We start from the raw sequence: 11,782 nt of genomic DNA, 5'->3' as shown, positions 1-11,782 counted from the left end.
GTGCTCTTGTGAAATAAAGGCGAACGGATTGGAAAGTCCGGCCATAGCGGGTGACAGCCCCGTAGCCGTCAAACAGCAAGAGACTCGAGTAGGGCGGGACACGTGAAATCCTGTCTGAACATGGGGGGACCACCCTCCAAGCCTAAGTACTCCTCTACGACCGATAGTGAACAAGTACCGTGAGGGAAAGGTGAAAAGCACCCCAACGAGGGGAGTGAAACAGATCCTGAAATCGGAAGCCTACAAGCAGTCGGAGCCCCCATGCGGGGTGACGGCGTACCTTTTGTATAATGGGTCAGCGACTTCATGTGTCGAGCAAGCTTAAGCCGTTAGGTGTAGGCGCAGCGAAAGCGAGTCTGAATAGGGCGCTAAGTTCGACGTATGACGACCCGAAACTAGGTGATCTATCCATGAGCAGGATGAAGGTTGGGTAACACCAACTGGAGGTCCGAACCCGTGAATGTTGAAAAATTCTGGGATGACTTGTGGATAGGGGTGAAAGGCCAATCAAACCTAGACATAGCTGGTTCTCCGCGAAATCTATTTAGGTAGAGCGTCCGACGAATTCCTCAGGGGGTAGAGCACTGGATGGTTGCGGGCTGCGCGAGCGGTACCAATACTAACCAAACTCCGAATACCTGAGAGAACTATCGGGCAGACACACGGCGGGTGCTAACGTCCGTCGTGAAAAGGGAAACAACCCTAACCATCATCTAAGGCCCCCAAGTACTGGCTAAGTGGGAAACGATGTGGGATTGCTTTGACAATCAGGAGGTTGGCTTAGAAGCAGCCATCCTTTAAAGAAAGCGTAACAGCTCACTGATCAAGCGATCCTGCGCGGAAAATGTAACGGGGCTCAAGCCAGTCGCCGAAGGTATGGGTTTGCACTTTGTGCAAGCGGTAGCGGAGCGTTCCGTAAGCCGGTGAAGGTCAACTGCGAGGTTGGCTGGAGGTATCGGAAGTGAGAATGCTGACATGAGTAACGATAAACAGTGTGAGAAACACTGTCGCCGAAAGACCAAGGGTTCCTGCGTAAAGCTAATCTGCGCAGGGTTAGTCGGCCCCTAAGGCGAGGCTGAAAAGCGTAGTCGATGGGAAGCAGGTAAATATTCCTGCACCAGCTGGAAGTGACGGATGGCGTAAGTTGTCAGGGCTTATTGGATTGTCCTGGCAGCGAAGTTGTCCCTGGAAATAACTCCAGCAGAGACCGTACCCGAAACCGACACAGGTGGTCAGGTAGAGCATACCAAGGCGCTTGAGAGAACTGTGCTGAAGGAACTCGGCAAATTGCACGCGTAACTTCGGAATAAGCGTGACTCACCCAGCGCAAGCTGGACTGAGTGGCACAAGCCAGGGGGTAGCGACTGTTTAGCAAAAACACAGGGCTCTGCGAAGCAGCAATGCGACGTATAGGGTCTGACGCCTGCCCGGTGCCTGAAGGTTAAAGGGAGATGTGAAAGCGTCGAACTGAAGCCCAGGTAAACGGCGGCCGTAACTATAACGGTCCTAAGGTAGCGAAATTCCTTGTCGGGTAAGTTCCGACCTGCACGAATGGCGTAACGACTTCCCCACTGTCTCCAGCACAGGCTCAGTGAAATTGAATTCCCCGTGAAGATGCGGGGTTCCCGCGGTCAGACGGAAAGACCCTATGAACCTTTACTATAGCTTCGCCTTGGCGTTAGCGACCGTATGTGTAGGATAGGTGGGAGGCTATGAAGCCGGGGCGCCAGCTCTGGTGGAGCCATCCTTGAAATACCACCCTTACTGTCGTTGACGTCTAACCGAGGGCCGTTATCCGGTCCCGGGACATGGCGTGGTGGGTAGTTTGACTGGGGCGGTCGCCTCCTAAAGTGTAACGGAGGCGCGCGATGGTGGGCTCAGACCGGTCGGAAATCGGTCGTCGAGTGCAATGGCATAAGCCCGCCTGACTGCGAGACTGACAAGTCGAGCAGAGACGAAAGTCGGCCATAGTGATCCGGTGGTCCCGCGTGGAAGGGCCATCGCTCAACGGATAAAAGGTACTCTAGGGATAACAGGCTGATTTTGCCCAAGAGTCCATATCGACGGCAAAGTTTGGCACCTCGATGTCGGCTCATCACATCCTGGGGCTGGAGCAGGTCCCAAGGGTATGGCTGTTCGCCATTTAAAGTGGTACGTGAGCTGGGTTCAGAACGTCGTGAGACAGTTTGGTCCCTATCTGCCGTGGGTGTTCGAAGCTTGAGAGGATCTGTCCCTAGTACGAGAGGACCGGGATGGACATACCTCTGGTGGACCTGTCGTGGCGCCAGCTGCGCAGCAGGGTAGCTATGTATGGAATAGATAACCGCTGAAAGCATCTAAGCGGGAAACTAACCTCAAAACAAGGCTTCGCTGAGGATCGTGGAAGACTACCACGTTGATAGGCCAGGTGTGGAAGTGGGGCGACCCATGAAGCTTACTGGTACTAATAATCCGATCGGCTTGATCGTTTCTCAGCAAAACTCATTCGATGATCATCAGACCAGATGATCGTCCGACAATGTCTTCATTCATTCGTGTATCCGCCTGGTTGACCTGGTGGCTATGTCGGAGGTTCCCCACCCGATCCCATTCCGAACTCGGTCGTTAAGCCCTCCAGAGCCGATGGTACTTCGTCTTAAGGCGCGGGAGAGTAGGTCGCCGCCGGGTCTACCAGTCGGATATGCGAATGACTTCATGCTTGCCCTACCGGCCTTAGGCCTACTTGAGGGCAGGTAACTCGAACCGTTCTTCCTCACTAACTACCGTTTTGCCGCGGGATGGAGCAGCCCGGTAGCTCGTCAGGCTCATAACCTGAAGGTCGCAGGTTCAAATCCTGCTCCCGCACCCAAAACTTCGAAAAGCCCCGACCGGTCTCCGGCGGGGCTTTTTGCTGTTCGACGCGCGCCTTGCCAAACCTTCATGAAGCCGGCCGCAATCCCGCCGCATTCCGCCACAAGTGTAGCGCTACACATGTAGCGACATGGGAGGCGTGACGTGATCGAGAGCTTGCCCCGCCGGGAGCGGGAAGTGTTCGAGACCCTGTGCCGGCTGGGCGAAGCCGCCACCTCCGCCGTGCGCATCGAACTGGCTGATCCTCTGAGCGATTCTGCTGTCCGCACCCTGTTGAGCCGGCTCGAGGCCAAGCGTCTGGTCGAGCGCGTCGCCGGTCCCGGCGGTGTCGTCTACAGGCCCGTTCCGCGCACCGAGACCCTCGCCGACAGCGCCATGCGCCGGATGGTCGACACCTTCTTCTCCGGTTCCGCTGTTTCAGCGGCCACGGCGCTTCTCGGACTGACCCAGAAGCTGACGCCTGAGGAGGCCGCCGCCCTGCGCCGCGCCATTGATCAGGCGGGGGACGAAGGGTGATGACCTGGACCCTCTTCCTCGAACTGCTCGCCAAATCCAGCCTGATCGCCGGCGTCGGCCTCGCCCTGTCCCTGCTGCTGGCCAGCCGCCCGGCGTCGGATCGCGCGGATGTCCTGCGCGCCGCCGTTTGTCTCCTTGTCGGTCTGCCGCTCTTCCTGATCATCGGCCCGCGCCTGCCGCTGGCCCTGCTGGCGCCAGAGACCACAGCCTACGTCGCGCCCGCCGGATCGGCCGTCTCGCTGGATCTTCAGCCTGTGGTCCAGGCGCGCATCACCGCCGCCCTTCCGTCTGCGCCGCCGTGGGCCCTGATCGCAGCGGCCGCGTATGGCGCCGGCGTCCTCGCTCTGGCGGCCCGTTTCGCGGTGGGCTTCCTGACCCTTCGTCGCTGGACCGAGAAGGGCCGGCCTGTCGTCCACCGCGTCTGGACCGAGGCCCTGCACCGGCTGGATCCGAAGGGACGCACCCGCCTGATCCAGTCCGCCAGTGTGAATGCGCCGCTCAGCTGGGGCCTGCCGCCCGGCGTGGTGCTGGTCAGCGATCACTGCGTCCGCCGCGCCGAGGCCGCCCCCGCCGTCCTCGCCCACGAGCTGGCCCATATCCGCAGGGGGGACTGGCTGTTCCTCGCCCTGTCCCGGCTGGCCGTCGCCCTCTTCTGGTTCAACCCGCTGGTCTGGTGGCTGCACGCTGTCCTCGCGGCCCGCACCGAGGAGGCGGCAGACGCCGCCGCCGTGGCGCAGGTCGACCGGCGCACCTACGCCCGCACGCTCGTCGACCTCGCCGCCGACGCTCCGCAAACCGCCGCCCTCGCCATGGCGGCGGATCCAAAAACGCTCTCTCGAAGGATCACCCAGGTCATGAAAGTCCAACCGAAACTGCCCGCCCGCCCCTTCACCGTCATGCTGGCCGTTGGCGCCATGGTCGTCGTGGCGACGCCGCTGGCCGCCGTCGAACTGCTGCCGCGGCCGCCGGTTCCGCCCGCGCCGCCCGCTCCACCGCACGCGATGTCGACCCGGTTTGCACCGCTTGCTCCTCTCGCGCCGCCCGCCCCGCCGCAAGAGCCCGGCGTTCCGGCGCCGCCCGCTCCGCCCGCTCCGCCCGCTCCTCCAGCTCCTCCGGCCGGTTTCTCGGGCCGCTATGTGATCACCAACAATGGCGAGACCCGCAGCTACACCTCGCTAGAGGACATGGATCCCGCGACCCGTCGGCAGTTCGAACAGGCGCACCAGCAAGCCGAAGAGGCCCGCGCCCAGGCCGAGGTGGCCCGTCGTCAAGCCGAGGGAGCCCGCGCGCAAGCCGAGATCGCCCGCCGCGAAGCCGAACGCGTCCGCGCCAGCATCGATTACGCCGCCATCGATCGGGCGAGGGAAGAAGGCCACCGCGCCGCTGCCGAAGCCCGGGTTCAAGCGGCAGAGGCTCGCCGTGAGGCGGCTATGGTTCGAGCCAATATCGATCACGAGGCGATCGCCCGGGCCCGCGAGGAAGGCATGCGCGCCGCCGCCGAAGCCCGCGCCCAGGCGGAGGTCGCCCGACGTGAAGCCCGCGAGGCCATGGTCGAGGCCCGCGCCAGCATGCGCACCGGCGCCGAGGACATGGCCCGAGGCGCGCAGCAGATGCGGTCCGAGGCCAGTCGCCTGCGCGACGCGTCCTACCGCGCGCAGGTCATCGCGGAGAACCGCGCGCGGGGAAATACCGTCACCGACGCTGAACTGATCGAGCTGTCCCGCAAGCTGCCCGGCCAAGCGGACGATCTGGAGCGCCAGTCCAGACGCATGCGAGAGCAAGCGGCCCGGGATCTCTAGACGGACAGAAGGCCCCGCTCCGGCGGGGCCTTTTCATATTCAGGGGCCGCCCAGAACGGCCAAGGCCGCGTGAGCCATCAACCACAGGACGGCGGCGAAGTTGATGGTGAAGACCTGACCCCGCAGCGCCACGTTGTCGCCGGAACACTGCACCCAGCTGTGGATCAGGCGACCGGTCAGGAATATCCAGCCGGCGGCCACATCGACAGTGTTGACGTGCTCCGTGAGGATCAGGACCAGCGCACCGATCCATGCGAAAACCGGCGCCTCGAACTGATTGGCCAGATTTCTCTGCATCCTCGCTGACAGCGGCGGATCGCCGTCCGCGCGAGCGAAGTCCGCCTTCGCGGCCTGCCCACGCTTTACGACCACGAGACGCGTCCACGTCAGCAGAACGTAGAGACCGACGACGAGCCCGAAATGAAGAAGCAGCGGGGTTAGCAGGCCCACGGCGTCAGGCGTCATCATCGGTCCCCCGGTTCAACTCGCTGGATCAGCCGCGCTGTGCGTCCCACCACCGGACGGCGTCCGCATCGCGGGCGCTGAGGTCGGGATAGTCGGCGTCTGACCCAACATCCGGCACGCGGCGCCATGAGCGGGCGCATTTCGGATGATCGGCGGTCTTCACGTCGACCGTCACAGCATCTCCGCCGACATTCAGCTCGGCACCCGACGTGCGGAACACCTCGGCAGCATCCAGTCCGTCAAAGGGCGCAAAGGCGTTTGCGGGCCCGGTCACGGTCGGCCAGGCATCGAGTGCGCCGCCGATGATCTTCTCACGACGCGCCGCTTCCAGCGCCTCGTTCACGACCTCAAGCACGACATTCACGCCGGCCCACCGCTCCGCCTCGGCCGTGTTCCGCCATTCGCCCGGCGTTTCGGGGATCAACCGCGCGCAGTTCGTGCCGGCGTCCGGATAGAGCGTGGTCCACGCCTCTTCCATCGTGAACGGCGTCAGCGGCGCCAGCCAGGCGGTCAGGCGGACGAAGACCTCATGCATCACCGTGCGGGCCGCGCGACGACGGATCGCGTCGGGGCGGTCGCAGTAGAGGCTGTCCTTGCGGATGTCGAAATAGAGGGCCGACAGGTCGCCGGAACAGAACTCCAGCACCGGGCGAACGACGTCCTGGAAGCGATAGGTTTCGTAGGCGGAGCGCACCTGACCATCCAGTTCCCACAGACGGTGCAGGATGAAGCGCTCGAGCGGCGGCATGTCGTCGTAGGCGACGCGTTCCGCCTCGTCGAAATCGGCCAAGGCGCCCAGCAGGTAGCGGACGGTGTTGCGCAGCTTGCGATAGGCGTCGACTGTGGTCTGCAGGATCTGCTTCCCGATCCGCTGATCCTCGGCGTAGTCCACCAGGGCGACCCACAGGCGCAGGATGTCCGCGCCGGATTCCTTGATGACCACGGCGGGGTCGGTCGTATTGCCCCGCGACTTGGACATCTTCTCCCCGTTCTCGTCCTGGGTGAAGCCGTGGGTCAGGACGGCGTCATAGGGCGCGCGGCCGCGGGTGCCGGAGCCTTCGAGCAGGTTCGACTGGAACCAGCCGCGATGCTGGTCCGAGCCTTCGAGATACAGATTGGCGGGCCAGTGCGACGGGCGGTCGCCCGTGTAGCCGTGAGCGGGGTCGCGGGTCTCCAGCGCGAAGGCGTGGGTGCAGCCGCTGTCGAACCAGACGTCGAGGATGTCCTCGATCTTCTCGTAGCTGGCCGGGTCGTGCAGGCCGAGGAAGTCGCTGTCCGGGCGGGTGTACCAGGCGTCCGCGCCGCCTGCCTCGATCGCCGCGACGATGCGGGCGTCAACCTCGGTGTCGTGCAGTGGCTGGCCGGTGTGTTTGTCCACGTACATGGCCAGAGGCGTGCCCCAGGCGCGCTGGCGGCTGATCAGCCAGTCGGGTCGGCCTTCGACCATCGACCGGATGCGGTTCTTGCCCGCCGCTGGGTGGAAGGCGGTGGCGTCGATGGCGGCCAGCGCCGTGTCGCGCAAGGTCTCGCCCGACTTCAGCGGCTGATCCATGCGAATGAACCACTGCGGCGTGTTGCGAAAGATGACCGGCGCCTTGGACCGCCAGCTGTGCGGGTAGGAATGCTCCATCCGGCCACGCGCCAGAAGCGTCCCCGCCTCGATCAGCTTTTCCATCACCGCGCCATTGGCGGGGCCGAACTTGCCAGTCTTCTTGCCTTCGGTCTCAAGCACCTTCAGCCCGGCGAACAGGGGCACGGCCGGGTAGTAGGCGCCGTCCGGGTCGACGGTGTCCGGCACCTCGTGATGACCGTGGGCCTTCCAGACCTCGAAGTCGTCGGCGCCATGGCCCGGCGCCGTGTGGACGAAGCCCGTGCCGGCGTCGTCGGTGACGTGGTCGCCGTCCAGCAGGGGCACGTTGAAGCGATAGCCGTCGTCCAGTTCCGCCAGCGGATGGGCGGCGACGAGGCCGGAGGGGTCGATGTCGTCCAGCCGGGTCCATGTCGCGATTTTCGCGGCCTTGAAGACCTCTTCCGCCAGCTTGTCGGCGAGGATCAGCCGGTCGCCCGGCTTGGCCCAGGGCTGGAACTCCAGATCCTGTTCCATGGCCGTGACTTCATACAGGCCATAGGCGATCTCGGGTCCGAAGCTGATCGCGCGATTGGCCGGGATGGTCCACGGCGTGGTCGTCCAGATGACGATGGATGGTGTCTGGTGACGGAAGGCCAGCAGGTCGTCGGGGTGATCGTCGGTCGCGGCGATGACCGGGAACTTGACCCAGATCGTGGGCGAGACGTGGTCGTGGTATTCGATCTCGGCGTCAGCCAGCGCGGTGCGCTCGACCGGCGACCACATGACGGGCTTTGAGCCTCGATACAGCTGGCCGGAGTTCTTGAACTTGTGGAACTCCTTCACGATGGCGGCCTCGGCCGAATAGTCCATCGTGGCGTAGCGGTTGTCGAAGTCGCCGGTGACGCCCAGACGCTTGAACTGATCGCGCTGAACGTCGATCCAGCCGGCGGCGTATTCGCGGCAGGCCGCGCGGAACTCGGCCTTGGAGACCTCGTCCTTGCGCCGGCCCTTGGCGCGGTACTGTTCCTCGATCTTCCACTCGATCGGCAGGCCGTGACAGTCCCAGCCGGGGACGTAGTCGACGTCGTAGCCCAGCAGGAACCGCGAACGGACGACGAAGTCCTTCAGCGTCTTGTTCAGCGCATGGCCGATATGGATGTCGCCGTTGGCGTAGGGCGGGCCGTCGTGCAGCACATAGAGAGGGGCGCCTTCCGACTGCCGCTGTTTGCGCAGGGTTCCGTACAGGTCGCCCCACTGCTCCAGAATGGCCGGCTCCTTTTGCGGCAGGCCGCCCCGCATCGGGAACGGAGTTTCCGGAAGGAAGACGGTCTCGCGGTAGTCGCGGCCGGTGGGGGTGTCGCTGGCGTCAGCCATGAAGTCTCGCTCGTCGTGTTGATCGTTCGCGTGAAGTTCGATGAAACCCGACGTGCGCGGGGCAAAGGCCCTGCAGCGCTACGCCGGGCGGCTAATCGAAATCGGGCGAAACACGCGGACGGTCATGGTGCGGCTGGTCTAGCAGAGGCGGACGCGCGCGCGCCACCGGAAACGTCACGCCGTCTCGTCGCGCTCCAGCGCACGCCAGCCGATGTCGTTGCGGTAGAAGCCGCCGGGCCAGTCGATCTTCTTGATGGCGGCGTAGGCGCGATCGCGGGCTTCGGCGATGTCCCGACCCCGCGCGCAGACGTTCAGCACCCGGCCGCCGGCGGCGACCAGTTGACCGTCGTCCTGACGGCGCGTGCCGGCGTGGAAGATCTGCACGTCGGGCCCGAAATCCTGCTCGGCGCCGCGGATAATGGAGCCCTCAAGCGGGCTGTCGGGATAGCCCTTCGCCGCCAGCACGACGCAGATCACCGTGTCGGGCAGGAAGGCAGGGAAGGGCGCGCGGGTCAGATCGCCGCGCGCACAGGCCAGCAGCATCGGGACCAGATCGCCCTCGATGCGCATCATTAGCACCTGACATTCCGGATCGCCGAAACGGGCGTTGAATTCCACGACCTTGGGGCCGTCTGCGGTGGCCATCAGGCCGGCGTAGAGCACGCCCCGGTAAGGCATGCCCTCCATCGCCATGCCGGCGATGACTGGCATCACGATCTCACGCTCGGCCTTCTCGACCAGTTCCTGCGTAAACACAGGCGCCGGCGAATAGCTGCCCATGCCGCCGGTGTTGGGGCCCAGATCGCCGTCGAAGGCGCGCTTGTGGTCCTGCGCGCCGCCCAGCAGCAGGACCTGCTTGCCGTCGCAGAGAGCGAACAGCGAGCCCTCCTCGCCGTCCATGAACTCCTCGATGATCACGCGGGCGCCGGCCTGACCGAAGCGGCCGCCCAGCATCCACTCGATCTCGCCCTCCGCGTCGCGGCGGTTGGGGCTGATGGCCACGCCCTTGCCGGCGGCCAGACCGTCGGCCTTGATCACATAGGGGGGCTTGAACACGTCCAGCGCCTGACGCGCCTCATGCAGCCGCTCATAGACGCCATAGCCGGCGGTCGGGATGTCGTGCCGCTCCATGAAGACCTTGGAGAAGGCCTTGGAGGTCTCCAGCTGGGCCGCCTTGGCGCTAGGGCCGAAGCAGGGAATGCCGGCGGCGTTCAGCATATCGGCGAGGCCACGCTCCAGCGCCGTCTCGGGGCCCACCACGACGAGGTCTGCCTTCATCTCACGCGCGAAGGCGGACATCCGTTCGGCGTCGGTGACCTTGATGTCCACCAACTCGCCCAGCTTTTCCATGCCGGGGTTGCCGGGGGCGATCACCAGCCGGGTCAGCAGGGGCGATTGCGCGATCTTCCACGCCAGCGCGTGCTCGCGCCCTCCGGAACCGACCAGCAGGATGTTCATGGACAGGCGCATTACCGCGCGTGCGAAGGGCGTCAACCCGTTGTGCGTCGTTATCCCGCCACGAGGGCCGAAATCACGTAAACCACAGCGCCCAGCAGGACGATCACGCCGATGATGAGCCACGGGCTGACGGACGGGCTGTCGCTACGGCGGCCCAGCCGTTCCTCGCGCGGATCGCGGTCTTCGGGATCGGTATATTTGGGATCGGCCATGTCTTGCCAACGATCCCCGACGACAGGACGTTCCCCCCGGACGGTTGGCCCGCTAGTCTGGCGGCATGACTGACGACTACGTCTTCGAAGGCCCGTCCGAGCCGGCTGCGGCGCGCGACAACAATCCGCCCCTGTCTATCTCGGAGCTGTCGTTCGCCCTGAAGCGGACGCTGGAGGACCGGTTCGGGCATGTGCGGCTGCGGGGCGAGATATCCAAGGTCAATCGCCACGCTTCGGGCCATGTCTATCTGACCCTGACGGACGACAAGGCCTGCATCGACGGCGTGATCTGGAAAGGCTCCGTCCGGGCGCTGGGCGCCCAGCCGGATACCGGGCTTGAAGTGATCGTCACCGGCAAGATCACCAGCTATCCGGCGCGGTCGTCGTATCAGATCGTCATCGAAACCATGGAGGCCGCCGGCGCGGGGGCCTTGCTGGCGCAGCTCGAGCGGCTGAAGGCGAAGCTGGCGGGGGAGGGGCTGTTCGAACCCGGTCGCAAGCAGCCCATCCCGGCCTTCCCGCGCGTCATCGGGGTGGTGACAAGCCCCACCGGCGCCGTGATCCGCGACATCCTGCACCGCATCTCCGAACGCTGGCCCTGCCGCGTCGTGGTCTGGCCGTGTGTGGTGCAGGGCGATGCGGCGGCCGGGCAGGTCGCGGCCGCCGTGCGCGGCTTCGACGCCATGACGCCTGACGGACCGATCCCTCGGCCGGACGTGGTCATCGTCGCCCGGGGCGGCGGCTCGGTCGAGGATCTGTGGGCCTTCAATGACGAAGCGCTGGCCCGCACCGTCGCCGCCGCGTCCATTCCGATCATCTCGGCCGTGGGGCATGAGACCGACACGACCCTGATCGACTTCGTCTCGGACAGGCGGGCGCCGACCCCGACCGGCGCCGCCGAGGTCGCGACGCCGGTGCTGGCCGATTTGCGCTACGCCATCGCCGATCTGGACAGCCGTCTGGCGCGGGCGGGCGGGCGGTTGCTGGAAGACCGTCGCACACGTCTGCGCGCTGTCGCTCGCGGCTTGCCTGTTCGGCCCGAGGACTTGCTGGCGTTGCCACAACAACGGCTCGATCTGGCGGGCAGCCGGCTGGCCTCGGGCCTGCATCGCAATGTGGCGGTGCACGAGCGTCAGTTCACGGCGGTGTCGGCGCGCCTATCCGACGTTCTGCTGCGCCGGGCGATGGAGAGACGTCGCGATCGCCTGTCGGCATTCAGCGATCGCTTCGCTCCGGCAATGGACCGACGGCTGGCGCAGGACTCAGCCCGGCTGGCGGCGCTGTCTCGCGCGCTCACGACCCTCGATCCAAAGCGGCCCAAGCCGGGCTTCGCGCGGGTGGAGGCCGAGGATGGCGCCATGATCGCCTCAGCGGCCGCACTCGCTGACGGGCAGGCCGTGCGGCTGGTGTTCGCCGACGGTGGTCGCAGAGCGCGGATCGAGGATGACGCCGGATCGACTGTTCCGACACCCCGGCCTCGTCCGACCCCGCCCCGCTCCAGGCCGGCCGGTTCGGATCAGGGCGATCTGTTCTAGCGT

General features: G+C 65.0%; 7 protein-coding genes, 1 tRNA gene and 2 rRNA genes (1 of these 10 running past the window's edge). 6 read left to right on the top strand and 4 right to left on the bottom strand.

Features of this window, described 5'->3' with window-relative positions; all coding sequences use genetic code 11:
* From ACIQC9_RS09115 to ACIQC9_RS09095, 5 genes are all read left to right on the top strand, one after another.
* A 23S ribosomal RNA gene (locus ACIQC9_RS09115) occupies window positions 1–2,468 on the top strand; it begins 320 nt to the left of the window's first position.
* Between the two features lie 84 nt (window positions 2,469–2,552).
* A 5S ribosomal RNA gene (gene rrf / locus ACIQC9_RS09110) occupies window positions 2,553–2,667 on the top strand.
* A 104-nt stretch (window positions 2,668–2,771) separates the two neighbouring features.
* A tRNA-Met gene (locus ACIQC9_RS09105) sits at window positions 2,772–2,848 on the top strand.
* Window positions 2,849–2,994: 146 nt separating this feature from the next.
* On the top strand, window positions 2,995–3,366 hold the full coding sequence (locus tag ACIQC9_RS09100; RefSeq protein ID WP_400614695.1) for a BlaI/MecI/CopY family transcriptional regulator: 372 nt from the start codon (window positions 2,995–2,997) through the stop codon (window positions 3,364–3,366).
* Window positions 3,366–5,165, top strand: coding sequence for a M56 family metallopeptidase (locus ACIQC9_RS09095; RefSeq protein ID WP_400614693.1), 1,800 nt, complete (start codon window positions 3,366–3,368; stop codon window positions 5,163–5,165). The genes ACIQC9_RS09100 and ACIQC9_RS09095 overlap by 1 nt, the downstream gene beginning before the upstream one ends.
* Before the next feature lie 39 nt (window positions 5,166–5,204).
* Here the strand turns inward: ACIQC9_RS09095 and ACIQC9_RS09090 are convergent, their stop codons facing one another.
* The 4 genes from ACIQC9_RS09090 to ACIQC9_RS09075 all read right to left on the bottom strand — a co-directional run bounded on the left by ACIQC9_RS09090 (window position 5,205) and on the right by ACIQC9_RS09075 (window position 10,244).
* Window positions 5,205–5,630: an MAPEG family protein gene (locus ACIQC9_RS09090; protein ID WP_400614691.1), complete on the bottom strand. Its 426-nt coding sequence runs from the start codon at window positions 5,628–5,630 to the stop codon at window positions 5,205–5,207.
* A gap of 28 nt (window positions 5,631–5,658) precedes the next feature.
* Window positions 5,659–8,574 carry an isoleucine--tRNA ligase gene (gene ileS / locus ACIQC9_RS09085; RefSeq protein WP_400614689.1) on the bottom strand — a complete coding sequence of 972 codons (2,916 nt, stop codon included), beginning with the start codon at window positions 8,572–8,574 and terminating at the stop codon, window positions 5,659–5,661.
* 174 nt (window positions 8,575–8,748) lie between these two features.
* Window positions 8,749–10,032 (bottom strand): phosphoribosylamine--glycine ligase, encoded by a 1,284-nt coding sequence (gene purD, locus ACIQC9_RS09080; RefSeq protein ID WP_400615448.1) that lies wholly within the window; start codon window positions 10,030–10,032, stop codon window positions 8,749–8,751.
* 50 nt (window positions 10,033–10,082) lie between these two features.
* Window positions 10,083–10,244 (bottom strand): hypothetical protein, encoded by a 162-nt coding sequence (locus ACIQC9_RS09075; protein WP_400614687.1) that lies wholly within the window; start codon window positions 10,242–10,244, stop codon window positions 10,083–10,085.
* Window positions 10,245–10,309: 65 nt separating this feature from the next.
* Between ACIQC9_RS09075 and xseA the strand changes: the two genes are divergently transcribed.
* Window positions 10,310–11,779, top strand: coding sequence for an exodeoxyribonuclease VII large subunit (gene xseA / locus ACIQC9_RS09070; protein ID WP_400614684.1), 1,470 nt, complete (start codon window positions 10,310–10,312; stop codon window positions 11,777–11,779).
* Window positions 11,780–11,782 lie beyond the last annotated feature (3 nt).

The organism is Brevundimonas sp. NPDC092305 (assembly GCF_044755415.1).
GTDB lineage: Bacteria > Pseudomonadota > Alphaproteobacteria > Caulobacterales > Caulobacteraceae > Brevundimonas.
This window is presented reverse-complemented; position numbering and strand designations above follow the sequence as displayed.

Bases quoted from the DNA above. Each gene is read 5' to 3' on its own strand.
- purD (WP_400615448.1), bottom strand. From the start codon at position 10,032: ATGAACATCCTGCTGGTCGGTTCCGGAGGGCGCGAGCACGCGCTGGCG.
- ACIQC9_RS09095 (WP_400614693.1), top strand. From the start codon at position 3,366: ATGACCTGGACCCTCTTCCTCGAACTGCTCGCCAAATCCAGCCTGATC.
- ACIQC9_RS09075 (WP_400614687.1), bottom strand. From the start codon at position 10,244: ATGGCCGATCCCAAATATACCGATCCCGAAGACCGCGATCCGCGCGAG.
- xseA (WP_400614684.1), top strand. From the start codon at position 10,310: ATGACTGACGACTACGTCTTCGAAGGCCCGTCCGAGCCGGCTGCGGCG.
- ACIQC9_RS09090 (WP_400614691.1), bottom strand. From the start codon at position 5,630: ATGACGCCTGACGCCGTGGGCCTGCTAACCCCGCTGCTTCTTCATTTC.
- ileS (WP_400614689.1), bottom strand. From the start codon at position 8,574: ATGGCTGACGCCAGCGACACCCCCACCGGCCGCGACTACCGCGAGACC.